This window comes from Paraburkholderia sp. BR14312 (genome assembly GCF_040948675.1).
In the GTDB taxonomy this organism is placed as follows: domain Bacteria; phylum Pseudomonadota; class Gammaproteobacteria; order Burkholderiales; family Burkholderiaceae; genus Paraburkholderia; species Paraburkholderia nodosa_A.
In genome coordinates this window covers 91,338-117,908 of record NZ_JBFPKI010000016.1, presented here as the reverse complement: position 1 = coordinate 117,908, position 26,571 = coordinate 91,338, and the positions used below count along the sequence as shown (strand labels likewise).

Here is a 26,571-nt window from a genome sequence, read left to right as displayed (position 1 = left end):
TTACTCCTGCGTATGCTCGCGAACGCCCGCGAGCAGGAGGCAGAGAATGCCCCACGTCACCAGCCCGATGACGAACGTCATCAGCACACTGCGAAGCCGTCTCGGCTCGACCGGGGCGTCAGGCAAGGCCGGTTTGACGATGCGTGCGACGTATAGCTGCTTTTTTGCTGCCTCACTGCGGGCCTGTTCCTGCAACGCCAGCGCGCTCGCAAGCTCTCTTTCCGCGAATTCCTTCTCGAGGTTGAGTTGTTCGTATGTCCGCGCCTTCGAGGTAAAACTTCCGGCATCCCGACCCGTAACCGAACGCGATGCCGTGTCGATTTCCTGCTCCAGAACGGACTGTCTTGTTTTCATCGTCTCGATTTGCGGGTTCCTGGGCGATACGGCCGCCACTACAGCGAGCCTTTCCCTTGTGGCAACGAGTTCGTCCTGCAGTTTGCCGACCTGCTGCAATGCAAGCGCGGATTGCCTGTCGGGATCAAATACGGACTGCTCGCTGCGGTACCTTGCAAGGGCCAGCGACGCCGCGCTCACTCGCGCCTGGGCTGCGCGTACCGCCTCAGTCGCATAGCGCACCCCGTCCTCGAGTCCCCGGCGATTGAGCTCATTGACGAGGCCTTCGCTCATGGCCAGTAGATTTTCGTTGATCAGTTGCGCTGAATGGGCATCGAATGCGGACGTGCGCAGCGTCGTGATGCTCGACGTACTGTCGTGAATGACCGACACGATATGGTTGCGGTAGTACAGCAGCAGGCTCTCATCGCTCGCATCATCCCCCGGATGGGGAAACCGGCTTGCGAAGTCGCTTTTTGATGCACCGAAAAGGGATCGCAGGTTCAGTCTGTGGTTGAGCTCCTGCAACGCATCCATTGATTCGATGTAGTCGGTCACGATCCACGCGTCATCCTGAGATCGACCGAAGCTCGTGCCCTGCAGGAAGGTGCTCAGGAGTGTTCCGCTATCCTGTCTTTGCTGACTGCGCACAACAAAGCGGCTCTCACTCACGTAAAGGTCCGATGCGAACAGGAAGAAGTAAGTGATCGCGATCAGCGTCGGGATAATCACCGTGGCAATGAACATCTTCCGGTTAGTACTACTTGTTAGTGCACTGTAAATTGACATATCGCTGTAACCAAATTGCGTAACTGATGGTCGACTGGCCGCTCTCCAGGATTGTCCCGCCGCGTGCTGAATGCGTTTCGGCAGGCTTACCTGAACTGCGTTCCCAGCGTCACAGCAGGGAAAACCACCGTGTAGAACAGGCTGGCCAGCTTCTGAACGTCTGCAACGGGCGCGTTGGAAACATAGACGGTATCCTTGTCCCTGATCGGAAACTGCTGTGCGAGAAACATCCCGGCGGGACTCTTCAGGTCGAGGCGGTAGACCGTGGGTATCCTGTCTCCCACCATCGCAGGGATATCCGTGCGTCCCTGGTCTTCGAGAACGCGGCGATCCTCCAGACGGAACACAAATACGCCCGCCGCGTCGGCGCGGCTATCCAGCAGCCCCCCAGCGCGCGCCAGCGCCTGCGCCAATGAAATCCCTTTACCCTCGAAGCCGATTTCCTCGTTTTTGCCGGTTGCGCCCAGCGCAATAAAGCTTGACGGCTGATACAGTGCCGTCACGACATCACCCGCGCGCAGCGGAACGTTCTGGCCGGGATCGCGGATCACAGCATCAAGGGGCATGGCGTAGACACCGCCGCCCCTGGTTAGCTGAAGCGTAATCTTGTCGACGGATTGCCGGACGCCCCCAGCCGCAGCCAGCGCGTCAAGCACACGCTCACATGCAGGCGTCAGCGGCACGCGGGCAGTACTGTTCACGTCACCGACCACTGTGACTTCCGTAGCGGCGTTCTTTACCACGCGCACGCTGACTTGTGGCTGGTGCGCAATGCCGGCTAGCGCTGCGGCGATATGTGCCTCAAGCTCACTGAGGGTCAGGCCGACGGCCCGGACCTTGCCTGCGAACGGGATGCGCAGTGCGCCAGAGCCATCGATGACCTGGTCGGGCAAGGTTGTTCCCTGGCTGGCTGATACCTGCGGGGCGACACCCATTTCGACCACCCCACCGAACAGCGTGGCAGGCGGCGCCTCCCAGATGGTCACGGATACCGTGTCACCAATACCGGGCCCGTTCCCACATTGGGTACCCTGTCCCAGTGACCTGGCGAAATCACCCTGCACCATCGTCTTGCCCATGCGCCGTACCACCTGGGGATCTATCTCTACGAGCTCGATAGGACCAGGCGCTGCTGCAGACCTGCCGCTCTCTATCACTGCGCTCGTGGCCGGTCCGGAGTTCGGAATCCAGGTGCACGCGGCGGGCGCAATGCACAGGGCGGCGATTACGCCCCGCAGGAGCGCTTTCTCTTTAAGACTGTGGGCCCCGTGCCCTTCCCGTGTCAGATCCGGTTCCTGAAAGGAGGTCCGGCCGTTATGGCAACGGGTCAATGTCCTTTTCTTCATTGCGGCGTTTTTCCCTGCGAAATCTGCGCTTATGAGCGCGCCTGTGCTAGTTGAGCTGGGCCAGTCCATGCCGCAACGCATACCGCACCAGGTCCGCGTTGCTTTGTACGTTCAGCTTTTTCATGAGCCGGGCCTTGTGCGTGCTCACCGTCTTGATACTCAGCGACAGTTCACGTGCAATATTGCTCGGGGTGCACCCCGACGTGATAAGTTGCAGGACCTGGCTCTCGCGATGCGACAATCGCTTTGCCTGCTCGACGCTCGAACAGGGCTGTCCAAAAAACACCGCGTCAACCATCCGCGGATCGATATACCGTTCACCCGCCGCCATCTTCCGTGCAGCGTCGATCAGCGTCTCGGCGGCACTTTCACTAGCGATGCAACCGCTCGCTCCCGCACGCACCAACATTGGGATCGCTGCGGCGTCGAGCGACGATCCCAACACAAGAATCGGAATCGCAGGTTGTCGGTCGCGCAGCTTTCTGACTATCGTCAGGCAGTCACCACGCGACGCGGTCGCGTCAAACATCACAAGATCTGCGACGAGGTTCGAAGCGGCCGCAATAGTTGCCACTTCCGCGTCAAGATCGGCGACTACCTTCATACCGCAGTGCGCCGTCAGCAACTGGACAATCGCCGCTCGTACCAGCGCATACCCACTGACGAGCACGATCCGCACCTCGCATGCAAGACGATCACAACCCTCCGTCAACGCATGCTGCACCGAACTGTCAACGTCCACAGCATGCGATCCGGGCACTCCCAACGCAGAAACCGCATTCATTTGTCGTCCCCGGATGTGATGCATGTTGTCCGTCGATGGCGAAGAAATGCCCAGTCGAGCCGGTAGGACGGCACGCGCCGGTGTGGAGAAACGGGCCTGAACTTGCGAAAGGCGCCCAGCTGTACCAGTTCGTTCAAGGCCGCCTCCCACTGCTGTTCCGTCAGACTATTTCGGGCCCGCAAGTCAAGGCTCGGCAAGCGCCGCGGTGCATTGAAATCGAGATGGGGCGCTGCTGCGACGGCCACCCTGATTGCCTGCGTGCTCGCTCCGGACCGCTCAAGCTCGGCGAGGAACGTTCGCTTCGCGCCCAGGCGCCGCACTGTCTGCCGGGAGGCGCGCGTTGAATCGGTCGTCCCGTCACCGCAAGGCAGCTCGTGGTCTTCAAGATCATTCACGTCCATCTCCTTGTCCGGGCGAAATGCGCGGAAGAAAAAACCACACGTTGAGCAGGCCTGCCTGGAACGAGATCATGGTGCCTGCTTCGTCGCCTGCTGCGTCGCCGGCTTTGCCCGATGACTGCGTGCGGCGACAGGCAAGCCCGCGTACACCTGGCGCTGGAGTTGCCCGACCTGTGCCTGGGTTGCGATCAGTTGCGCCGTCGCGGCATCGCGTTGGGCACGCAGATCGTCCACCTCTGCGCGCTGCTGTGACTCGCGTTCAGCGACCGCCTGAGCCTGCTGCTTCGCCACGTCGATGTCCGCCCGCAAACGGTTCTCCTTATCCTGTGTTTCCGCCAGTTGCCGTTCAGCACTCAGTTTTTCCGCTTCGGCCCTCGTGCGTCGCAGTTCGACATCACCGAGTTTCTCCGTCTGCCTGCGGAACGCCAGATAGGTTGCGTTCGCCTGAGCTTCGTCCCCCGCTGCTATGACCCGCCATACATTGTCGTGCTGCAGCAACGCCGCGTAATAGCGTCCATCCTGTCTGTCAAACAGCATCTGTGCGCTGTAGCTCCCGTTCGCGCTGCTGCGCACCGTGGCGAGGCGCCCGTCTGCGCGCAGATGCTGAAACTCGGCAACCTCCCCGCGCGGCTCAGACACCGCGTCGCCGGACGCTGTCTGCAATGCCTGCGTCACCGCCTCCGTTTCTGGTTTCGTCACTGACTGAGCAACGGCGGTGCCACTTATACCGATCAGTACTGCTACGTACATCGCCGTCTTGGGAACGAGGCCATGGGACTGTCTGTTCATCACTTGAATATCTTCCCTTCCCGTTCAGTTTCGCAACGCGCCCTGTCCGTCTTTGCGTCCCTCAAGACGCGGTATTGACGGCCGCCTTGAGCCTTATCAGAGTCCCTGACCGTCATTTCCTCGTGGCATCATCCCGACGGGTATTCAGATGGGGCACCGTCTCGCTGTTCGTCAACCGGAGGTTCTGGACATATCTGGCCGCCTTGTTCAGTTGCGCCTGAGCAGCAACGCGCTGCGCCTCAAGCTGCGCCAGTTCCTTGCGAACCTCGTGCTGCCGCGCGTTGACCAGCTGGGTCTGCGTCGCATCGCGCTCGATGTCACTGCGCAGCCGTTCTGCCTGCGCTTCGGTCTCGGCGATCATCTTCGAGAGCCGTTCATTCTGGGCTTTCAGCCGCGCACGCCGGACTTCGCCGTCGGTCATACGGACGATCTGCTCCTGTACGTACCGGAACGCTGCCTCGGCCGACTCGAGGTCAGGGGCGACGAATGCACGCCACAGGATCTGCTCCTGATACAGCTCTACATAGAATTCCTGATTTTCTCCGTGAAAGGAGAGAACCGCAGAATAGTCAAAACTGCGAAATAGCCTGAACTGAACCAGCGCCTTCTCGGCGCCCAGCCTCTCGACAAGCGAGACATCGGCCATCTGCACCGATCGTGTGCCGGCCTGAAGACTCACGACAGTGACCCCTCTGGCTGGCGCGACGGCGCTGACAGCGTCGCCCGATTCGGGAGACACCTGCGTCCCGTCCGTTCCTGCTGATGACGCGGGCAATATGTACTCCGGGTCCACGGCCGGCACAGGCGGTTCAGTAGTGCTCGTGGCGATATCGCCTTGTCGCTTCAGTAAGTTTTTCAAAGCTGTGTGTCCGACATCTTGAACATTGATCGGGGCTCGAATCCGAATGACGCACGAACGAGGCCTTGCAACTTGCGGCGCTCTTGCTACGGACGCTGGCGATACGCGCCGAAAACAGCCGCCCGCGTACCGACACTTACTCGCCTGCGTTTCTGTGGCGGCCTGTATCGCTACCCACCTGCACCCGGTCGCGCGAACACCAGAAAAAGAATCAGGTGAAGGAAAGCCCAGGCAAACAGCATCGCACCCGGAATCACAGCCAGAATCGCAATGGTTCGCCAGCGCGAAGGTCCGCTGGACGAACGCATGGACTGTCGCCTTTCGACAATCTCCGCCATCGGTTCCTTGTGGTCCCGTAGCCCTTCATTTTCGCAATAAGTCATTGGTTGTTTCGCACTGTAACGGTGGCGCCTGATGGGCGGCCAGCACGTGGGCGCCCCCACGCATCTTTTGGGCGAACCCGTACTGCAGTAACCGCACGGCGCAACGGGCACCGTGCGGTTACGCTAGCCGGCCGCTTGCCTGTCAGGCAATCGCGCCGCGTACCAGCCGGATAACGAACAGCAGCAGGACGGCACCCACGACCGCGACGATGATCGATCCGATAAAGCCGCCGCCAATGCTGATCCCGATCGTCGACGCCAGCCAGCCGCCGACAAAGGCGCCCACGATGCCAACGAGAATGTCCACAAGCAGCCCGAAGCCGCTGCCATTTACGATCAACCCAGCGAGCCAGCCAGATACCGCGCCAATGATCAGCCAGACAACCAGATGTTCGATGCCCATAAATCCTCTCCGTGTGGTGAAGCAGACTTCTGTCTGCTATCGATAAGTTTCAGATCCTCGCGCGTGTTTTCGTCAAGTTCGGATGACGGGTTCACGAGCGCATATTCCGCCGCACGCTGCGTGCAGCGGTTACTTTCAATCGTGCAGGTGGTGGTAATGGTGATGTCGCAAGTGGTGAATGCGCGCCTCAGCGCTCTGAGCGACCGCCATCGCCAGAACGATGAATGCAAGGGGGACTACCAGTTTTCGTGCCATACAGGGCTCCATAAGAGAATCAGGCGGATTTTCCGGCCGCCAATCCGGTTAATGCGTGCGTGCGGGATGCAAGTAATGCACACAGACAAAATCGGGTGCGCACCTGGTTGCCGCTCGTCCAGGGCTCCAGTGCGTCTACCGTGGTGTTTCATTTACGGTGTATCGGGGATAAATACGATCCGTCGGTTTGCAAAGCGGCCGCCAGGCGTCAGGTTGCTTGCGACAGGTTGCGCGCGGCCATTGCCCCTTGCAGCAAGCAGCCCCGCGGGCACCCCTGCGTCGACCAGAAATGCACGCACAGCCTCGGCGCGCTTCTGGGATAGATGCAGGTTCGACTGCGGGTCGCCCGCATTGTCCGACCAGGCAGCGACCGTGAACCGTATCGGATGGCCCCCGTCGGCGCAGGCCTTCATGAGTTGTGCCGTCTCAGTCAGATTTTCCTTTGCGGACGTTGGCACATGACCGCTCGAACTCGCAAAATTCACCACCTGCAGGTTGAACACACGTGCGGCCATCGCTCCGGTACAGCGGTCTTCCGTCTGGAGCAACCGTGCCATGGCGTGCAGAAACGAATCGGTGGCACCCGACACCGAGCCTTCCGGATCGAAGACGCCGACGTTGTAGCCTTTGCCAAACACGCCCTGCAGCCGCGACTGCCAGCCTGCGTCCTGGCGGGCAGCGGTCCCAGCCAGCTCAATCTGGTGGCCGTCGATGCGCAACGCTGCGCCGGCCACCGACATCAACGGCATAACGTCGTCGAGGTGTGCCATCCAGTCCGCGGACGCCGAACGCGGATCGACGTTGACGTCTGCGTTGACGCGGCGCGTTCCGAACCTGTTCGCCAGCGCGTCCATCAGCTTCGCCTTTTCCGCGTCATCCCTGAGGAGCGCATTGACCGACAGCAGCCCTGAACCGTCCGACTGAAAGGCGAACTGTGAATGGACCGCAGGCTGATCGCCCTCACCGGCGCTGGTCCCCGGACCGGCTACGGCCGATGCGGCGGCATCGGGGACGCCAGCAGGCGCAGACACTGCGGCGACACTCGCCACACCCGGTGCACTTGCGGGACTTGCGTGCGCTATTGCACTCTCGATCGTTCCGGACGCAACATGATCGCCCACAGGTCTGGCGGTGGTACTCCCGGCGGACGGGCTCATCGCCTGCGCAGGGCGAACCGGCTCATCCTGAACCGGGCTCACGCGCGACCAGGCAAATACGCCACCGAGAATGACCGCCAGCAGCGCGAGCAGTATCCAGATCCCTTTTGAACCCGGTGAGCGTTGCTGTTTTGCAGGCGGCGCGGTGTCCTTCGGTACCGAAATCGTCGCCACAGCCCTGTCGGACTTTTCCGCCGCGGGCGCCAGTTCTGACACGGTCTCTTCCAGACGATCGGAGACTGAACCGGTGAATCCCGCCGCATTCTCATAGCCGATCGCCGTGGCCACCCCGTCATTCACATATCCGGCGACCGAGCGCAGCTGGCCATCTAGCACGGCCGGCAATAGCGATACGTCCGCCTGCTCAAGCAGGATGAAATGCTTCAGGATTCCAAAGAGCACTGACGACACCATGCCTGACACGGCGTGCGCGGCCTGGGGCGGCACGCCGGCGAGCGTTGCCACATGATCGCTCAATGTCGCGACGCGTCGATCCGTCGCGCGCATCAACAGCTCGTCGCCCGAGGCCTCAAGATCCTTCATGCCCGCTGTGGTCGCCACAAGTTGTGGCAAATGTTCGCCGATCCTGGCGTCCGTACCGGGCGATCGAAGCGTGGCAAATAGCGTGCGTGCGCCCTGCACCGACGCTGACGCGGCCATAAGGGATGCAACCAGCACCGGGCCTGCATGACTGACTACGTTTTCGAGTACTTCTTCCGAGAGACCGATATGCCTCGCCAGTCGGGTCCTGACGGCCCCTGAAAAGGCAAGGTTGGCTTCCTGTGCCAGATTGATGCTTTTCACGTGAATACCCCTGAATTCCCATTCGTCTCACATGCTGCGCGCAGCGACCTGCGTCCGTATCGGTTAAGGTCGGCCGTGCGCGTTCATGACATGCGTCGTTCGTATGCTTTAGCTGTGCCGTTCCAGCGACGACTGGTCGGGGATGGACCTGTTGACCAGTTCGCGAAGCGTGGACGAGATGTCGTCCAGTACTGGTTGCCACTGACGGTACTCGCGCTGACGAAACAGCCGGACGTCCGGATACCACGGCGAATCGTTGCGCCCCGTCATCCATACCCAGTGCGGATTGACGTCCAGCAGCACCCACGTCGGCACCCCGAGTCCACCAGCCAGATGGGCAACCGATGTGCATACCGAAATGACAAGATCCAGGTTGCGCACAAACGCGGCCGTATCATCGAACGAGCGGAACTCTTGCGTGTAGTCGGTTATCTCGAGCCCGTTATCGACAAGCTCCTGGAATTCATTTCCCGCATCGACCTGCACGCTGAAATACTCGACGCCCGGAATGTCGCGAAGCGCTTTTGCCAGCGCTGCGGGCTGCACCGAGCGGTTCGGATTTCTCTGATGCGTCCGGCTTCCTGTCCAGGCGACGCCGACCTTCAGCTTTTCGCCGCTCCCCAGACGCTTCTTCCAGTCACGGGCCTTGTCCGCGTCGGCCTTCAGGTAGGAATTCCGTACGGGCAGGTCTTGCATTGTCGTGCCCAGATGCAGCGGAACGCTGCACAGCGGCAGGTGATAATCGAACGCCGGTAATGGCCGCTGGTCATGAGGCGTGACGACATCCGCCACGCCGGCAAAGCTACGCTCCAGCAAAGGCATGAGACTGGCGAAACAGCAGTACACCAGCTTGCCGCCTTCGCCGCGGATGCGCGCGGCGATCTCCGGCAAGAACCGCACGAACTGCAGCACGTCGCCGTGCCCCTGCTCACCCCAGACCATAATGGTCTTGCCCTGCAACGGTTCTCCGTTCCACTTTGAAACAGGCAGATTCGGATTGATATCGCGCATCTCCGGCGAGCCGTTCCAGCGCGCTTCGTGGTTGCGCCAGCCGTTCGCGTAGTCGCCGCGCATGAGCTGTAGCATCGCCACAGTCCAGACGAGCGACACGTTTGATGGATCCAGCCGCAGCGCGCGCTCGGCAGTCTCCAGCGCGCCATCCCACTGCTGATGTTCGCGCAGCGCATACGAATACGTCTGCAAAGCAGTCGGATAGTTCGGAGCAAGCGCGCACGCACGCTCGGCCGCGACAAGACTATCGGCAATCTCGTCGCTCTTGAGCAGCACGGTCGCCAGATTGGTCCATGCGAGAGCGTTGTCGGGATCCTGACGCAGGGCCCGATCCAGCGACGCCCGAGCCTCGAAATACTCCCGAAGTTCAAGATGGGCCGCGCCAATGTTATTCAAGAGCATCGGCAGCGCAGGCTCGAGCTTCTGCGCGTGGCGATAGGCATCCAGCGCCTGCAGATGATGACGCGCCTGCTGATGCGCAAGACCGAGCCGGAACCACACGCCTGCGTGCTCTGAAGCGCGCTCGCAGTGAGTCGTCGCGACTTCACGGGCAAGGTCGAAGTCCTGCAGGCGCAGGAGGACATCGATCCAGTCGACGATCCAGTCCTCGAAACCATTGATACCTTCATAGGCGCGAGCGAACCACATCTGAGCATCGGCGTCCTGGCCGAGCCGTACCGCAAGCCGCGCACGCTCAACGAGCGCTCGTGGGTTGCGCGGGTCGCTGGCGAGCACATGGTCGAGCAGGGTCGCCGCCTCGGCGTACCGCCCACGGAGTCCCAAAACGCGACTCGCGACAATGCGTTCCGCAGCGTCATCAGAGTTTGCCGCACCCCGGGCCTCGATAAGCCGCGAGGCCGAAACAAGGTCGCCCTGATCGATGAGGGCTTCGATTTCGTCAAGAGAAGTTGCTAGCTGTTCCATACGTTACTGGAGTCACGTTGCGGGCCATCCAGCCCGCAGCCGTATCCCATCCCCTTTTTTCTGGTCTCATTCAAGATGCATCGATCGCTGACACACCGAAGGTATGCCGGTTTAACGCGATCGTTGCCCGTAACAAGCTCACATCACCTGCACTGCAGCGCCACAAAACAACCCGAACAGCACCCCGACTGCCCTTCCGCTCCACGCCGCGGCACCCGTGCCTTCCTTTAAGAAGAGCGCGTCGCGTCTCGCGACAAGGCGCCCGCACAACTCCGGCACAAGCAGTGCCGCGCATCCGGCCACTCCGCCCGCCATGGCGGTCTCGCGCAATGTGGACATGCGAAGCCACCAGTTCGTCGCTGGCGCGAGATTGAGCACCGCCAGCATCACGGCGCAGGCGATCAGCCAGCTGGCAAGCGTGTTTGCGACGAACCGGTCCGTATAGGCTTGCGCGTTCATGTCATCCTCCCTTCCGGTTCTCACTGGCTGAGCGTTGCCTTGTCGGCAAGCGCGCCCACCATCCGGCTGAATGCGTCATCACGCGCCTCGTTCTCCATCTGGCGCCGAATCTGGTCCTTCACCGCGTCATATCCAGGAATCGCCGTCGCCCGCCGCTCGTCCAGCCTGACGATGACGCGCTGGTCGCCCACAACCACCGGCGTCTGTTGCGTCTCGCCCGGTGACAGCGTTGAGATCGCACGTGCCAGCGGCAACGGAAGCCCCTGCGTGTGCCCCTCGACGGGTGGCTCGGCAAAACTCACCCAGGGCAGCTCGCCGCCCGAGGACCTGCTGGGCGCAATGCTCAATTGCGTGGCCAGCGTTTCGAACCGTTGGCCGGATCGAAGGCGTGCGAGCACGTCCTGGGCAGCCGCGTCCCCCCTTACCGTAATCACCCGTGCCTTGTATTCCTGCTTGCCTAGCGACGAAACGATGGCGTCATACCGCGCGCGCACCTGCGCGTCGCCGACTTTCGCTCCCTGGGCGTGGCGCTCGATGTAAAGGCGGTTTTCCGCATCAACGCGTGTGCGCTCGACGAGTTCCTGCACGGCTGGCGTGCTGGCCAGACCGTCGTGCTCTGCTGCCTGACGTATCAGCTCGCGCGCAATCAGTCCCTGGCGCATCGTCGCGCGCAGCGCCGGTGTGTCGGCCTGGCCGCTTTCCCTGACGGCGCGATCGAGCGCACCCTGTCCGATCGCAACGCCGTTGACGCGCGCGACGACGCTGTCCGCCGGCATAGGGCCTGGCGCTGTCTGTCCAAAGGCGCCGTGCGTGAGAACCGCCGCAATAATGCACGCAAGACCTGATCTGCTACGCCGGGTCGCCGTACCGTCGGAATGCTTTGCGGCCTTTACTGTCAGAAACTTTTTCATCTGTGGTCCTTTCATCTCCGGGTTGCAATTCATCGTTTCACCGTGCTGCCCGGCTCGCTGACCAGTGCGGCCAGCAACTGGTCGTATTGCCCGATTAGCTTCCTGTCGGATGCGAGAAAAGGCTGGATCGCCTTGCGTTGCTGGTCACGGTACGACTTCCAGTCCCGGTTGTGATGCTCGATGGCCTTCACAAGCTGGCTCGCACCCCGGTCGACGTCGTTCTGCGGATAGAAGTAGCCAATGTCACTGCACAGATGCGCGTTATGAACCAGCGCGTACCCATTCCAGCAAACATCGAAATAGAAATAGTTCAGGGCAAGACCCCACTGATGCGAAACCACAATGTCCGTGTGATCGGACAGGAACTGCGGCGTGTCATACCGGCCGACGAAGCTCACCTTGCTGTCGCGCACCAGGTCCAGATGCTGTGCGATGCCGATAAATTCGGGGCTTTGTCGCGCGAGATGCTCCGCGTTCGTCACGTGCACGTAACCGATGCGCCTGCCCACCTCCCGGTAGGCGGTCTCGGCAATCAGTAGCGGGTAGAGGCAGAACTTGAGCACATCGATATTCGCTTCCATGATGGAAAGCCGCATGGCGCCCGAGCGCGGGCGGTACTCGCCCGCAAACGGCAGATCCCGGGTGCGCATGTTCAGACAGACGGGGTCCCAGACAAACGGTACTTCCCGCACGGTCTGCCGGCGTAGCACGCTAAAAAAAGACGCACTGGTCTCCATCACCTGGGGAATGACCCAGACCTGGTCATAGTGCTGGTTAATGAAGACGGAATCACACATGCGGCGCGAAAAGATCATCGCTTCCATCATCTGTACGTATTCCGGCCCGCAGCAATAGCTCACGACCCGCGTACCCCGGGTCTTCAGATAGGTGGTCTGTTCGCTATTGATCTGTCCGCCAAGTTCAATGAGCACATCCAGACCATCCTTCGCGTCTTCAAAACTGCACACGGGGAACTGTTCGAGATCCCATGGCAGACGCGACGTGATCGGGACCGCGGTCGTGTTCACGAGTCTCACCTCGTGGCCGAGCGGCGAGTGCCGGAAAAGCTTCGCGAGATACAACGCGTTCTGTTTGATACCGTTGACCCAGAGGCTTTCCGCCTCGTCGCGCAGGCCAATGGTGATACCGATTCGCAGGGGTCGTCCGTTCTTCATTCGTTTTCCATCCCAGTGCCGATGACAGTGCCCGTACCGCGGCCGCCTGAAACGCATCGCGCTCGATATGCACGCTGCGCACGCGCTGCGTCACGCCGTCCGGTTGCGTGGAGATTGACTGAACTCATCTGTCCACACTCCTGCCGTATTGCACCTGCCGCCTCAAAACCACGCACGAGGGCGGTGCATCGACCAGCGTTACGGTTTCGCGGGGACGGGCTGGCGTCGTGTAGACGGTGACCGATCTGACGAGCACACTCGCCTGGTAGCCCTGCAGTTCCGAGCGGGCCACTTCCCGGCAGGCAACGGGCGCACTTGAGATGCGTTCCACCATCACGGTGCAACCACTGACGAGCGACGGCACGGTCGTGAGCGACAAAAGCGCGGCATTGTCGCCATAGTCAAGACCCGAAACCGAGAAAAACGGCGCACCGTCGGGGTTCTCCTTGTCCCAGTCGAGCATGACGTCTGCGCGTCGCGTATTGGCAAACATGCGGCTTGAGACTGCACTGACTGCCGGGTAACAGCGCCGCACGCCCACGTTTTGCGCCACCTGTGCAAGGATCGTCTGCGACTCAGGCGCAGCCGGCAACGGCTGGGCGAAAGCAGGACCACATGTGACGAGCGCAAGCGCCACCGTCACAGCAGCGGCACCACGCATCGACGCAGCCCGGCTGCGCACGGGCGCGTCGCATCGGGCAACCCGCGGAAGGCTCAACATGGTCATTGGAAGAGTCCTCCGATGGCGGCGCTGTATTGCTCGACGTTTGCCGGTGCTTGCGGATCGAGCGTCGCCAGGAACGCCCGCGCGGCGCTGTGATAGTCGGCGAGCGCAATGTCGTGCGTGGCGAATGCCTCGCGCAGTGCGAGGGCGCCGTCCGCGCAGTCGAATCCGTCGTACCGGTAGCCACAGCCGTCGAGAAACTCCGAGTTGTGAATCAGCGGAAAGCCACCGTACAGGGCTTCGTAGTAGACGTAGTTTTGCGCGTTTTCCCACTGGTGAGAAATCACGGCGTCCGCCTGCCGGCCCAGGATTTCGTAGACAGGCAAACGTGGCTCAAACGTCGCCCGGCCATGACGGACGAGATCGAGGCTGCGGGCAAACCCCACGAACTGCGAGTCGGATTTCAGGTGGACCGTATTGAAGACGCGCAGCCACTCGATCATGTCTGGCACATCCCGGTGCGCGCAGTCCGCGATGAGCATCGAAAGGTGCGAGGTCTTCACCATGCAGATGTTGGGTTCAAGAATCGCGAGACGCCACTGTTTTCGGCCGGGAACGTAACTAAACGTCTCGGCCGCATTCGCACCATCCAGCGAGCGTTCGAGCAACAGCGGGCTCCAGAGGTGCTGAACTGCCTGTACCGGGCAGCGCATTGCAGTCTCGTAGTAGCCGGCACACATCTTTTCGAATGCGGGCAAGGTCCAGATGGCATCGTAGGGGGTGCCGGACACAAGCATTCCATGCGGCAAGCCAAACATCATGCGCTCGATATCGATGACGTAGTCGTTGGCGACACGCATCGCGATGACACGTCCGCCACGCGCGCGAAACGCACGGGCCCAGTCAGGATTGAGCTGTGCGCTCAGTTCGATGATGACGTCAAGCTTCTCCCGCGCCGTCTCGAGATCGATCACGGGTGCCGGAGCGAACTCCAGAAAACCGGCCGCTTTCTCCACAACACCGTCTCCACCATTGACGAGGTAGACCTCCTTGACCAACGGCGACTGCAAAAGCAGCATGGCGAGGAAGTAGCAGTTCTGGAAGATTCCGTTTTCCCAGATCGACTGATATCCCGGCCTGAGGAAAATCGTTACGCCGACCTTGAGTTGTCGTCCGTTCAGCATGGAGCGAGCCCCCCCGTGTGGTGCGGTTGAACGTGCAGTAGACGCCGGGCGTAGGCAGAACGATTGGCCAGTGTATTGCTACCAAGCCCGGCCAGAAACTCGCGCGCCTTCTGGGTATAGAGCGAATGCCGCGCATCGTGCTCACGCGCGGCTTCGATCAGTCTGCCCGCGCCCGCCCGCACATCGGAGTCGGGATAGTAGTAACCGAGCTCTGCGAGCCACTGCGAATTGTGGATGAGGGGATACCCGCCGTATAGCGCATCCAGATGCAGGATGTTCTGGTCGTTCTGCCATTGATGGGCAATGACGGCGTCCGCATGCTGACTCATGTAACCCACGAAGTCGTGCCGCTGGTCGAGGTGGATGCGGTCGCCGGAATGGAGTTCGAGCGAGTTCGTCAGGAACGAGAAGCTGGGATGATCCTTCATCTGCACGCTGTTGAGCACGTGCAGGCGTTCGACCGAGGCTCGCTCGCTACGGTACGCGGCGTCAGCAATCAGCATCGGAATGACGCAGCACTTGAGCACCGAAATGTTTGGCTCAAAAATCGCGACGTTGAAGCCCCTCTGCGTCTTTCGATCCGCCTGGGGTTGATATCCGAACTGGTATCCGGCTTCGGCCACAAGCGATGCCCGCCGTTCGATGAACACGGAATCCCAGAGAAATGGCACCTCGTACACGGGGCAACGATGCAACGCCTGCATCATCGATGTGAGCGCACGATCCTTGCGCAGCATCCAGATTTCGTCGCACCGGTCAGCGCGCGAGAAGTAGCCACCCTTTTTGAAGATGGTCGGTTCGATCAGACCGGCGTAGGGCTGGCCGCAACAAAAGAAAACGACCTTCTTGCTGAGCGCACGCAGATAGTCCAGCCACTCGACGTCGAGGCCACCACCCATCTCGATGGCCACGTCAATGAGGCCTGTTGCTTCGCGTGCCGGCACCAGCCGTACGCCTGGCAGCACGCCCTCCGCCTCTGAAGGCAGGCTCGTCTGGTCACCGCAATTGAGCAGCACCACGTCCGAGACAAACGGCAACTCGCGCAAAAGCCGCGCGAGGAACACCACGTTCTGTCCCAGGCCGTTCTCCCACACACTCTGTCCGGTGTGGGTCAACACTGAAATTCCAATTCGCATCTCGCCTGAATGCCCCGCAGGGCATCTCCATTATTGGTCTCGATAAATGGCAAAACGCCTTCCATTTCCCCGTTTGATCCAGCTTTGTCTGTGACGATCCTGTCACCGGAAAAAAATGGAAGAGCCACTCGGGGCAGCAGCCCTTCCGAAACTCCACCGGTACGCTTCTGGTCACCCCAAAAAAGGGCAATCCGTCAGGACGAGGTGAAGACCTGCATAATTTTTAACGCTCCTGATTCAGTTCAATATCCACTCTCCTGTTTGCGGCGCGACCACTTTCCGTGCTGTTGGATGCGATGGGGTTGCTCTTGCCATACCCTTGCGCGGTGATTTGACGCGCGTGCAGACCACTCGTCTTCAGGTACTGCGCAACCGATTCGGCCCGCCGCTGGGAGAGCGCGAGGTTGTACTGATCCGTACCAATCGAGTCGGTATGGCCACTTACTGCGACGGAGCGGAATTCGATCCCTTTCGCCTCGCTCACCAAGCGGTCGAGCCTGCGTCTTGCTTCGTCCGTCAAGGTGGCCTTGTCGAAGTCGAAATTGGCATCCCCAGCCAGCGAGATCACCTGCGTTGGCGGCGAAACGGCAGGCGCCGCTGGCTGGGCGGGCTGCACGGCCGGCACTGGCGCCGCACCGCACTGGAACGTGATGCTGCGCACGTCGCGCTGCCCTTCACTTCCCCGCTCGAGACCGGCGACTTCACGTACAGGTCGTACCGGCAGTTGTCCGCAGATTTCGCGCGCCTTCTGATAGCACACCGAAGGGCCCTCAAGCAGACCATTGCAGTCGACCTGATACGCCTTCTCATTTCCCGGCATGACGACCGAGTAAGCGTCCCAGGTCGGGCCCGAGGCCGCCGTGCAGCCAGCGAGCACAGTGGTCACCGCCAGCAGGAGTCGGGTTGATGCTCGAATCTCTGATTTCATCGTTGCCTCTCGTTCGGTAATGAGCGGCCGGTGCATATGGGAGCAGGTGTTGCCCTGATGCAGCCGGCCGGGCGGCATTACCACTGGTAACTCATACCAGCGCCGAAGGAATAACCGGCGCTGCTGCTGCTAAAGCCTCCGCGCAGCTTCACGTTGTTGGTCAACCGGGCCGTGAAGCCAAGCGCAACTGCGCCATAACCCTGGTAGCTCGCCGAGCCGATGCCAATCGACAGCGTCTTGCCTGCATCCACGTCGGGAATCATCGTCAGCGCTGTCGCTCCGGCAACCCCGGCATAGGCGGTCCGCGCGACCTTGTTGACCCCCTGCTGGACGGCGGACAGTTGCGACACGTTCACCGCGTCGGTCGGATTGACGCCTGCCGCGACGTTGGTGATACGCCGTTCGCTGCCGCTCGAGCCGACCGACACCGTATTGGCTTCGGACGCGATCGAACCCGCGCCGAGTGCGACCGAATTGGCAGCCGTTGCCGTCGCCCCCGAACCGATTGCAACGCCCTTGGTGGCGGACACGAGCGCACTCGCACCGACAACGGTCGCGCCATCTGCCGAAGCATTTGCCGCGTTACCGAGCGCGACGGCGCTGGCACCTGATGCGCTAGCGTTGGTACCAATTGCGATCGCATTCGTGCCGGTGGCGCCGTCGTTGTTGTAGTTACCGGTAGCTGTGCCCCCGTCGTTGACGCTGTAGTAGTGCGGACGGACAGTCGAGACCAGTGTCGAAAGCGACACGGCGGCCGTCGAAGTCGACGTTGAGAGCGACGAGACACTGCTATCGGTCGTGGATACGGCCGTAGACAGCGAACCGATAGCGCTCGACGTGGAAGTCGAGAGTGAGCCCACCGTGCTGTTCGTCGTCGACAGGCCTGTCGAAATCGAACCGACTGTCGTCGACATGGACGCGACCGTACTCGTCGCCGAACTGACGGCCGTGGACAGCGCACTTGTCGTGGTCGACAGCGACCCGACGGTACTGTTGGTCGTCGACAGCCCCGTCGACAGCGAACTGACGCCCGTTGACAGGGACGTTGCCGTGGTCGACGTCGAGGTCGACAGCGACGCAATATTGCTGTTCGTCCCACTGATGGTGGTCGACAACGAATCGACCGTGCTGTTTGTCGTGCTCAGACCGGTCGACAGCGAACTGGCGGTGGTCGACGTCGAGGTTGAGAGCGACGTCACGCTGCTGTTGGTCGACGACAGGCCGGTTGACAGCGAGCTCGTGGCTGTGGAGCTCGACGTCGACAACGACGACAGGTTGCTGTCAGTCGTCGAAAGCGCAGTTGACAGCGAACTGATACCGGTCGAAGCCGAAGTCGACAGCGAGGACACGGTGCTGTTCGTGGAGGACAGGCCCGTCGACAGCGAACTCGTGGCCGTCGAACTCGACGTCGACAGCGACGAGACTGTGCTGTTGGTCGACGACAGACCCGTCGACAGGGAGCTCGCCGTCGTCGAGGTCGAGGTCGACAGGGATGCCGCCGTGCTGTCGGTCGTGCTAAGCGCCGTCGACAGCGAGCTTGCGCTCGTCGAAGTCGACGTGGACAGCGACGTCACACTGCTGTTGGTCGACGACAGACCCGTCGAGAGTGAACTCGTGGCCGTCGAACTCGACGTCGACAGCGAAGACACACTGCTGGTCGTCGATGAAAGCCCGGTCGAGAGCGAGCTTTCAGACGTCGACGTGGAGGTCGAGAGCGAGGCCACGCTACTGTTGGTCGACGACAGACCGGTCGACAGCGAACTTGTCGCAGTGGAGGTCGACGTGGACAGCGACGAAACCACACTCTCGACCGTGATAATGGTCGTCGAAAGGCTACCGATGCCGCTGGACGTCGACGTCGACAGGGAAGCGACGGTGCTGTCGGTCGTGCTCAGTGCCGTCGAGAGCGAGCTCGTCGACGTCGACGTGGATGTGGACAGGGACGCCACGTTGCTGTCAGTCGTCGAGACCGCCGTCGACAGCGAACTGATCGATGTCGAGATCGAGCCTGTCGAGGTAGACAGCGACGCGACCGTGCTGTTCGTTGCGCTCAGGCCGGTCGACAGCGAGCTGGTCGCCGTGGAGGTCGAGGTCGACAGGGTGTCGACGGCCTGATCGGTTGCGTACAGCTGCGAGCCGTTGACAGCGTCCGTGCTGGTTGCCGACAGTTCGCCGGCCGCCACGTTGGTGATCTGCCGCTCTGCTCCCGCCGAGCCGACACTGACCACGCTGGCGGGGCTCGTTCCCGCGAAGCTGTAGGTCGTGCCGCCGATCGTTGCCGTGGAGGTCGGATTGGCCGCGGCCGTTACTGAGCCCGAACCCAGGGCGACCGAACCTGCATTGGTCGCCGTGGCGCCCGAGCCGAGAGCCAGTGCGCTCGCTGCAGATGCAGTGGAGGCGTCGCCCACTGCGACCGAGCTGGCGCCAGCGGCGTTCGAGCTGTTGCCCACTGCCACGGCGCTCGCGCCGGCAGCGGTTGCGTTCGTGCCCGCCGCAAGTGCGTTGACACCCGTTGCTCCGTCGTTGTTGTAGTTGCCCTGTGTGGTCCCGTTGTCGTTCACACTGTAGTAGTGCGTACGCGTGGTGGACACCAAGGTCGAGAGTGACGCCGCGGCAGTCGAGGACGATGTCGAGAGCGAGGAAACGTTGCTGTTCGTGCTCGACAGGCCGGTCGAGAGGGAGCTCGTCGCGCTCGAGGCGGACGTCGACAGCGACGCAACATTGCTGTTCGTGGTCGACAGCCCTGTCGAAAGGGAACTGACACCCGTCGACAGCGAACTTGCTGTCGTCGACGTCGAGGTCGACAGCGATGCAACACTGCTGTCCGTCGTGCTCAGTGCAGTGGACAACGAACTCACGCCCGTGGAAAGGGAACTGACACCGGTCGACAGTGAGCTGGTCGCGCTCGAAGTCGAGGTGGACAGCGAGCCGACCGTGCTATCGGTCGTGCTCAACGCCGTCGAGAGCGAGCTGACACCCGTGGACAGCGAACTTGCCGTCGTCGAGGTCGAGGTCGACAGCGAGGTCACCGTGCTGTCGGTCGTACTCAAGGCAGTCGACAACGAACTGACCCCTGTGGAAAGCGAACTTGCCGTTGTCGACGTGGACGTCGACAGCGATGTCACGGTGCTGTCGGTCGTGCTAAGCGCCGTCGACAGGGAGCTCGTACTGGTGGACAGCGAGCTCGCCGTGGTCGAGGTCGAGGTCGACAGGGATGCAAGGTTGCTGTCCGTGCTCGACAGGCCCGTCGAGAGCGAGCTGACTGCGCTCGACGTCGACGTCGACAACGACCCGACCGTGCTGTCTGTCGTCGAAAGCCCCGTCGAGAGGGAACTCGCCGTCGTCGAGGTTGACGTGGAGAGCGAAGCGACGCTGCTGTCGGTCGTGCTCAACGCGGTGGAAAGCGAACTGACGGCCGTCGAGCTCGACGTCGAGAGCGAACTCACGCCCGTCGACAGCGAGCTTGCCGTCGTGGACGTGGACGTCGACAGTGACGCTACCGTGCTATCAGTCGTGCTCAGGCCCGTCGAGAGCGAATTTGCCGTCGTCGAGGTCGAAGTCGACAACGACGCTACGGAGCTATCCGTCGTGCTCAGGCCCGTCGACAGCGAGCTGACACCCGTCGAAAGGGAACTTGCCGTCGTCGAGGTCGAGGTGGACAGCGAAGTGACGCTGCTATCGGTCGTACTGACGGCCGTCGAAAGCGAACCCGCCGTCGTGGACGTAGACGTCGAGAGTGACGCGACCGAGCTGTCGGTGGTCGATACGGCAGTCGAGAGCGAGCTAAGGCCTGTCGAAATCGATCCTGTTGTCGTCGAGAGCGACGCCAGGTTGCTGTTCGTCGTGCTCAGGCCAGTCGAGAGTGAGCTGACCGACGTGGAGGTCGAGGTCGACAGCGTATCGATCGCCTGGGTGGCCGCATACAGCTGCGAACCGTTGACTGCGTCGGTGCTGGTTGCCGAGAGCTGGCCTGCCGCCACGTTCGTGATCTGGCGCTCGGCGCCCGCCGAGCCCACGCTCACCACGCTCGTCGGGCTCGTGCCCGCAAAGCTGTACGTCGTGCCGCCGATCGTCGTGCTCGAGGTCGGGTTGGCCGCGGCGGTTACCGAACCCGAGCCCAGTGCCACGTCATTGGCGCTGGTCGCCGTCGCGCCCGCACCGAGTGCGACCGCACCGCTCGACGCCGCCGTCGAGGCGCTGCCCAGCGCAATGGAGCCGGTGCCCGTAGCGAGGTTGGAACTGCCGAGCGCAATTGCGCCCGTGCCCGACGCCGTGTTGTTGGCGCCCACCGCAACGGCGCCCGTCCCGGTGGCCGTGTTCGGGTCACCGATGGCCACCGCGCCGTCACCGCTCGCCGTCTGCTGGTAGCCGAGCGCCACCGCGCCCGTGCCGCTGAGCACCTGCGAGTGGTAGCCGCCGGCGATCGAGCCCTGGCCCGCCGCTGCCGCTGCCGTGTTGCTGTCGCCCAGCGCCATCGTCGAGGCACCCAGCGCCTGCGAGTTGTAGCCAACGGCCGTTGCATCGGTGCCAGCTGCCGATGCCCCTACCCCAACGGCCAGCGCGTTCGTGCCCGTCGCGCCGTCGTTGCTGTAGTTGCTGCCCGTCGTGCCGTTGTCGTTGACGCTGAAATAGTGCGTCTTGCTGCTCGATACCGCCGTGCTCAGCTGCGACACATTCACCGCATCCGTCGAGGCCGTGCCGGCCGCCACATTGTGGATCTGCGCGGCCGAGCCGCCCGGATCGAGCGTCACGCTCGTGTAGTTCACCGAGCCGTCGGAATTGAGGTCGTACTTCACCGCTTCCGAATTCAGCGTGCTGACCGTGGTCGAAACGGACGCAATGCCCGTCGACGAAGAGGTCGACAGCGATGCCACACTGCTGTTGGTCGTCGACAGGCCCGTGGAGAGCGAGCTCACCCCCGTGGACAGCGAGCTCGCCGTTGTCGACGTCGATGTGGAGAGCGAAGACACGTTGCTGTCGGTCGTGCTCAGTGCCGTCGACAGGGAACTGACGCCCGTCGAGAGCGAGCTTGCCGTGGTCGACACCGAGGTCGACACCGAGGCGACCGTGCTATTGGTGCTCGAGAGCCCCGTGGACAGCGAGCTTGCGCTCGTCGACGTCGATGTGGAAAGCGAAGCCACGTTGCTGTCGGTCGTGCTCAGGGCCGTAGACAGGGAGCTGACACCCGTGGAGAGCGAGCTTGCCGTCGTCGACACCGAGGTCGACACCGAGGCGACCGTGCTATTGGTGGTCGAGAGACCCGTGGACAGCGAGCTCGCGCTCGTCGACGTCGACGTAGAGAGCGATGCCACATTACTGTCAGTCGTGCTCAATCCCGTCGACAGAGAGCTTCCCGTCGTCGAGTTCGACGTGGACAGCGAGGTTACTGCGCTATTGGTCGTCGACAGGCCGGTGGAAAGCGAACTCACCGACGAGGAGGTCGAAGTCGACAGCGACGTCACCGTACTGGCGGTCGTCGACAACCCGGTCGACAGCGAGCTGTCGGCTGTCGAAGTCGAGGTGGAGAGCGACGCGACATTGCTGTCGGTCGTGCTCAGTGCCGTGGACAGGGAACTGACGCCCGTCGACAGCGAGCTTGCCGTCGTCGACACGGAGGTCGACACAGAGGCGACCGTGCTATCGGTGGTCGAAAGCCCCGTGGACAGCGAGCTTGCGACTGTCGATGTGGACGTGGACAGGGAACTGACGCCCGTGGACAGCGAACTTGCCGTCGTCGACGTCGAGGTCGAGAGCGAAGTGACGGTGCTATCTGTCGTGCTCAGCGCCGTCGACAACGAACTTACGCCTGTTGACAGTGAACTTGCTGTCGTTGAAGTTGACGTGGACAGCGATCCGACCGTGCTCTCGGTCGTCGAGAGCCCCGTGGACAGGGAGCTCGCCGTGGTCGACGTCGAAGTCGAGAGGGATGCAACCGTGCTGTCGGTCGTGGAAAGACCTGTTGAGAGCGAACTCATCCCCGTCGACAGGGAACTTGCTGTGGTCGACGTTGAGGTCGAGAGCGACCCGACGGTGCTGTTGGTCGTCGAAAGCCCCGTGGACAGCGAGCTGACGCCCGTCGACAGCGAAGTCACGGCCGTGGAGGTCGACGTCGAAAGGGTACCGATGGCCTGATTGGTCGCGAAAAGCTGCGAGCCATTGACGGCATCGGTACTCGTCGCAGACAGCTGGCCAGCCGCGACATTCGTGATCTGCCGCTCAGCGCCCGCCGAGCCCACGCTCACCACACCTGCTGGCGTCGTACCAGCGAACGAATAGGTCGTCCCGCCAATCGTCGTGCCCGACGTTGCGTTGGCTGTCGCGCTCACCGATCCCGAGCCGAGCGCAACGTCGCCAGCATTGGTCGCTGTGGCGCCCGCGCCCAGCGCCACGCCTCCCGCTGCAGCAGCCGTCGATGCGCTGCCCACCGCAACGGAGCCCGTACCGGTTGCCAGATTACCGCTGCCCAGTGCGACTGCGCCCGTGCCCGCGGCGGTATTGTTGGAACCAACAGCAACGGCGCCCGTACCCGTGGCTGAATTCGGGTCACCAATCGCCACCGCGCCGTTACCGCTTGCCGTCTGCTGATAACCGAGCGCGACTGCCCCGCTGCCACTGACAACCTGCGATTGGTATCCAGCCGCAATCGATCCCTGACCTGCGGCAGCGGCAACGGTGTTTGAGTCTCCGAGCGCTACCGTGGACGCTGCCAGCGCCTGGGCTCCGTTTCCGATCGCCGTGGCATTCGTTGCCGACGCACTTGCGGAAGTACCGAGCGCTATGGCGGAAGTCCCGCCTGCCGTCGCTCCCACGCCAATGGCGACGGCATCCGTGCCCGTCGCGCCGTCGTTGCTGTAGTTGCTGCCCGTCGTGCCGTTGTCGTTGACGCTGAAATAGTGCGTCTTGCTGCTCGATACCGCCGTGCTCAGCTGCGACACATTCACCGCATCCGTCGAGGCCGTGCCGGCCGCCACATTGTGGATCTGCGCGGCCGAGCCGCCCGGATCGAGCGTCACGCTCGTGTAGTTCACCGAGCCGTCGGAATTGAGGTCGTACTTCACCGCTTCCGAATTCAGCGTGCTGACCGTGGTCGAAACGGACGCAATGCCCGTCGACGAAGAGGTCGACAGCGATGCCACACTGCTGTTGGTCGTCGACAGGCCCGTGGAGAGCGAGCTCACCCCCGTGGACAGCGAGCTCGCCGTTGTCGACGTCGATGTGGAGAGCGAAGACACGTTGCTGTCGGTCGTGCTCAGTGCCGTCGACAGGGAACTGACGCCCGTCGAGAGCGAGCTTGCCGTGGTCGACACCGAGGTCGACACCGAGGCGACCGTGCTATTGGTGCTCGAGAGCCCCGTGGACAGCGAGCTTGCGCTCGTCGACGTCGATGTCGAGAGCGATGCAACCGTGCTGTCAGTTGTCGAGACGGCCGTCGAAAGCGAGCTTTCTGCAGTCGAAGTCGATGTGGACAGCGATCCTACCGTGCTGTTGGTGACCGAAAGGCCGGTCGAGAGTGAGCTCTCCGAGGTCGAGGTCGACGTTGACAAGGACGCGGCTGTGCTGTTTGTCGTCGACAGTCCGGTCGACAGCGAGCTCGCAGCCGTGGACGTCGAGGTCGAAAGCGAAGTGACAGTGCTCTTTGCCGTCGAAAGGCCCGTCGACAGAGAACTGGCAGTGGTCGACGTCGACGTGGACAACGATGCCACATTGCTGTTGGTCGTTGACAGGCCGGTCGAGAGCGAACTGACGCCGGTCGAAAGAGAGCTGACGGTGGTGGAGGTGGAAGTCGAGAGTTTGGTGACGGCCTGGTTCGTCGCATACAGTTGCGAGCCATTGACAGCGTCGGTACTTGTCGCGCTGATGCGCCCTGCCGCAACATTGGTAATCTGGCGTTCCGCACCGGTATTGCCGACGCTGACCACGCTCGCCGGATTGGTACCGGCAAAGCTGTACGTCGTACCACCGAGGGTCACGCTTGACGTCGGATTGGCAGTCGACGTAACGGAATTCGAACCCAGTGCAACGTCGCCGGCGTTGGTCGCGACCGCGCTCGCGCCAATGGCTATTCCGTTCTGTGCAGCGGCACTCGCTGCTGCGCCAACGGCTACGGCGCCCGTCGCACTGGCAATCGACGCGCTTCCCAGCGCAACCGACGCAGTGCCGAGTGCCGAGTTCGAAGCGCCAAGCGCCACCGCACCGTTGCCCGACGCCGTGTTGTTGGCGCCCACCGCAACGGCACCGGTCCCGGTGGCCGTGTTCGGGTCACCGATGGCCACCGCGCCGTCACCGCTCGCCGTCTGCTGATAGCCGAGCGCCACCGCGCCCGTGCCGCTGAGCACCTGCGACTGGTAGCCGCCGGCGATCGAGCCTTGGCCCGCCGCTGCCGCTGCCGTATTGCTGTCGCCCAGCGCCATCGTCGAGGCACCCAGCGCCTGCGAGTTGTAGCCAACGGCCGTTGCATCGGTGCCAGCTGCCGATGCCCCTACCCCAACGGCCAGCGCGTTCGTGCCCGTCGCGCCGTCGTTGCTGTAGTTGCTGCCCGTCGTGCCGTTGTCGTTGACGCTGAAATAGTGCGTCTTGCTGCTCGATACCGCCGTGCTCAGCTGCGACACATTCACCGCATCCGTCGAGGCCGTGCCGGCCGCCACATTGTGGATCTGCGCGGCCGAGCCGCCCGGATCGAGCGTCACGCTCGTGTAGTTCACCGAGCCGTCGGAATTGAGGTCGTACTTCACCGCTTCCGAATTCAGCGTGCTGACCGTGGTCGAAACGGACGCAATGCCCGTCGACGAAGAGGTCGACAGCGATGCCACACTGCTGTTGGTCGTCGACAGGCCCGTGGAGAGCGAGCTCACCCCCGTGGACAGCGAGCTCGCCGTTGTCGAGGCCGACGTGGAGAGCGAAGACACTGAACTCTTGGCACTGGACAACCCGGTCGACAGCGAACTTCCCGTAGTCGACGTGGAAGTCGACAGCGAGGCAACAGAGCTGTTCGTCGTGGACAGGCCGGTAGACAGCGAACTGGCCGTCGTCGACGTCGACGTCGAAAGCGACGACACATTGCTATTGGTCGTCGAGAGGCCTGTGGAGAGCGAGCTCACTCCCGTGGACAGCGAACTCGCCGTTGTCGAGGCCGACGTGGAGAGCGAAGACACTGAACTGTTGGCACTGGACAACCCGGTCGACAGCGAACTTCCCGTAGTCGACGTGGAAGTCGAAAGCGAGGCAACAGAGCTGTTCGTCGTGGACAGGCCGGTAGACAGGGAACTGGCCGTCGTCGACGTCGACGTCGAAAGCGACGACACATTGCTATTGGTCGTCGACAGGCCCGTGGAGAGCGAGCTCACTCCCGTGGACAGCGAACTCCCCGTTGTCGAGGCCGACGTCGAGAGTGAAGACACGGAACTGTTGGCACTGGACAAGCCGGTCGACAGCGAACTTCCCGTAGTCGACGTGGAAGTCGACAGCGAGGCAACAGAGCTGTTCGTCGTGGACAGTCCGGTAGACAGGGAACTGGCCGTCGTCGACGTCGACGTCGAAAGCGACGACACATTGCTGTTGGTCGTCGACAGGCCCGTGGAGAGCGAGCTCACTCCCGTGGACAGCGAACTCGCCGTTGTCGAGGCCGACGTCGAGAGTGAAGACACGGAACTGTTGGCACTGGACAAGCCGGTCGACAGCGAACTTCCCGTAGTCGACGTGGAAGTCGACAGCGAGGCAACAGAGCTGTTCGTCGTGGACAGTCCGGTAGACAGGGAACTGGCCGTCGTCGACGTCGACGTCGAAAGCGACGACACATTGCTGTTGGTCGTCGAGAGGCCTGTCGACAATGAGCTGACAGCGGTAGACGTCGACGTGGACAGACTGTTGACGGCCTGATTG

Annotated in this window: 21 protein-coding genes and 1 pseudogene; 4 read left to right on the top strand and 18 right to left on the bottom strand. The window is 62.3% G+C overall.

The window, feature by feature from the left end; genetic code table 11:
- The 17 genes from AB3X98_RS35760 to AB3X98_RS35680 form a co-directional block, all read right to left on the bottom strand.
- Entirely contained in the window at positions 1–1,080 is a 1,080-nt protein-coding gene (locus tag AB3X98_RS35760; RefSeq protein WP_368604577.1) for a hypothetical protein, read from the bottom strand.
- Positions 1,081–1,208: 128 nt separating this feature from the next.
- The gene (locus AB3X98_RS35755; RefSeq protein WP_368604578.1) at positions 1,209–2,201 is read right to left on the bottom strand and encodes a polysaccharide biosynthesis/export family protein; all 993 of its coding nucleotides are present in this window, start codon (positions 2,199–2,201) and stop codon (positions 1,209–1,211) included.
- Between the two features lie 313 nt (positions 2,202–2,514).
- A complete protein-coding gene (locus AB3X98_RS35750; protein WP_368604579.1) occupies positions 2,515–3,252 on the bottom strand; it encodes a LuxR C-terminal-related transcriptional regulator in 738 nt (245 codons plus the stop codon).
- Positions 3,249–3,647, bottom strand: coding sequence for a hypothetical protein (locus AB3X98_RS35745; RefSeq protein WP_368604580.1), 399 nt, complete (start codon positions 3,645–3,647; stop codon positions 3,249–3,251). Before AB3X98_RS35745 ends, AB3X98_RS35750 begins: the two co-directional genes overlap by 4 nt.
- Before the next feature lie 72 nt (positions 3,648–3,719).
- A complete protein-coding gene (locus tag AB3X98_RS35740) occupies positions 3,720–4,439 on the bottom strand; it encodes a DUF2968 domain-containing protein (protein ID WP_368604638.1) in 720 nt (239 codons plus the stop codon).
- A gap of 112 nt (positions 4,440–4,551) precedes the next feature.
- On the bottom strand, positions 4,552–5,298 hold the full coding sequence (locus AB3X98_RS35735) for a DUF2968 domain-containing protein (RefSeq protein WP_368604581.1): 747 nt from the start codon (positions 5,296–5,298) through the stop codon (positions 4,552–4,554).
- A gap of 525 nt (positions 5,299–5,823) precedes the next feature.
- Positions 5,824–6,078 carry a GlsB/YeaQ/YmgE family stress response membrane protein gene (locus AB3X98_RS35730; protein ID WP_368604639.1) on the bottom strand — a complete coding sequence of 85 codons (255 nt, stop codon included), beginning with the start codon at positions 6,076–6,078 and terminating at the stop codon, positions 5,824–5,826.
- A gap of 413 nt (positions 6,079–6,491) precedes the next feature.
- Complete coding sequence (locus tag AB3X98_RS35725; protein ID WP_368604582.1) at positions 6,492–8,300, bottom strand: OmpA family protein; 1,809 nt, start codon at positions 8,298–8,300, stop codon at positions 6,492–6,494.
- A 108-nt stretch (positions 8,301–8,408) separates the two neighbouring features.
- Positions 8,409–10,235 carry a tetratricopeptide repeat protein gene (locus AB3X98_RS35720; protein WP_368604583.1) on the bottom strand — a complete coding sequence of 609 codons (1,827 nt, stop codon included), beginning with the start codon at positions 10,233–10,235 and terminating at the stop codon, positions 8,409–8,411.
- Positions 10,236–10,373: 138 nt separating this feature from the next.
- Positions 10,374–10,694, bottom strand: a complete 321-nt coding sequence (locus AB3X98_RS35715; protein WP_368604584.1) for a hypothetical protein — start codon at positions 10,692–10,694, stop codon at positions 10,374–10,376.
- A 20-nt stretch (positions 10,695–10,714) separates the two neighbouring features.
- A complete protein-coding gene (locus AB3X98_RS35710; protein WP_368604585.1) occupies positions 10,715–11,638 on the bottom strand; it encodes a peptidyl-prolyl cis-trans isomerase in 924 nt (307 codons plus the stop codon).
- Positions 11,635–12,780, bottom strand: a complete 1,146-nt coding sequence (locus tag AB3X98_RS35705; RefSeq protein ID WP_368604640.1) for a DUF2827 domain-containing protein — start codon at positions 12,778–12,780, stop codon at positions 11,635–11,637. The genes AB3X98_RS35710 and AB3X98_RS35705 overlap by 4 nt, the downstream gene beginning before the upstream one ends.
- Before the next feature lie 124 nt (positions 12,781–12,904).
- On the bottom strand, positions 12,905–13,243 hold the full coding sequence (locus AB3X98_RS35700) for a hypothetical protein (RefSeq protein WP_368604586.1): 339 nt from the start codon (positions 13,241–13,243) through the stop codon (positions 12,905–12,907).
- Between the two features lie 260 nt (positions 13,244–13,503).
- Entirely contained in the window at positions 13,504–14,628 is a 1,125-nt protein-coding gene (locus AB3X98_RS35695) for a DUF2827 domain-containing protein (RefSeq protein WP_368604587.1), read from the bottom strand.
- Positions 14,622–15,764 (bottom strand): DUF2827 family protein, encoded by a 1,143-nt coding sequence (locus tag AB3X98_RS35690; protein ID WP_368604589.1) that lies wholly within the window; start codon positions 15,762–15,764, stop codon positions 14,622–14,624. Before AB3X98_RS35690 ends, AB3X98_RS35695 begins: the two co-directional genes overlap by 7 nt.
- A 223-nt stretch (positions 15,765–15,987) precedes the next feature.
- The gene (locus tag AB3X98_RS35685; protein WP_368604590.1) at positions 15,988–16,692 is read right to left on the bottom strand and encodes an OmpA family protein; all 705 of its coding nucleotides are present in this window, start codon (positions 16,690–16,692) and stop codon (positions 15,988–15,990) included.
- Positions 16,693–16,769: 77 nt separating this feature from the next.
- Entirely contained in the window at positions 16,770–17,441 is a 672-nt protein-coding gene (locus tag AB3X98_RS35680; RefSeq protein ID WP_368604641.1) for a YadA family autotransporter adhesin, read from the bottom strand.
- A 49-nt stretch (positions 17,442–17,490) separates the two neighbouring features.
- Here AB3X98_RS35680 and AB3X98_RS35675 point away from each other — a divergent pair, with 49 nt between their 5' ends.
- A complete protein-coding gene (locus AB3X98_RS35675; RefSeq protein WP_368604591.1) occupies positions 17,491–18,807 on the top strand; it encodes a hypothetical protein in 1,317 nt (438 codons plus the stop codon).
- A 147-nt stretch (positions 18,808–18,954) separates the two neighbouring features.
- Positions 18,955–19,224, top strand: a complete 270-nt coding sequence (locus tag AB3X98_RS35670; RefSeq protein WP_368604592.1) for a hypothetical protein — start codon at positions 18,955–18,957, stop codon at positions 19,222–19,224.
- A gap of 1,385 nt (positions 19,225–20,609) precedes the next feature.
- On the opposite strand, the pseudogene AB3X98_RS35665 reads toward AB3X98_RS35670, so the two are convergent.
- Positions 20,610–25,301, bottom strand: a pseudogene (locus tag AB3X98_RS35665) (beta strand repeat-containing protein); the annotation flags it as partial.
- On the opposite strand from AB3X98_RS35665, the gene AB3X98_RS35660 reads away from it, so the two are divergent.
- Both AB3X98_RS35660 and AB3X98_RS35655 read left to right on the top strand, forming a co-directional pair.
- Complete coding sequence (locus AB3X98_RS35660) at positions 25,267–25,389, top strand: hypothetical protein (protein WP_368604593.1); 123 nt, start codon at positions 25,267–25,269, stop codon at positions 25,387–25,389. The pseudogene AB3X98_RS35665 and the gene AB3X98_RS35660 overlap by 35 nt on opposite strands.
- Before the next feature lie 51 nt (positions 25,390–25,440).
- On the top strand, positions 25,441–26,568 hold the full coding sequence (locus tag AB3X98_RS35655; protein WP_368610395.1) for a hypothetical protein: 1,128 nt from the start codon (positions 25,441–25,443) through the stop codon (positions 26,566–26,568).
- The last annotated feature ends 3 nt before the right edge of the window (positions 26,569–26,571 follow it).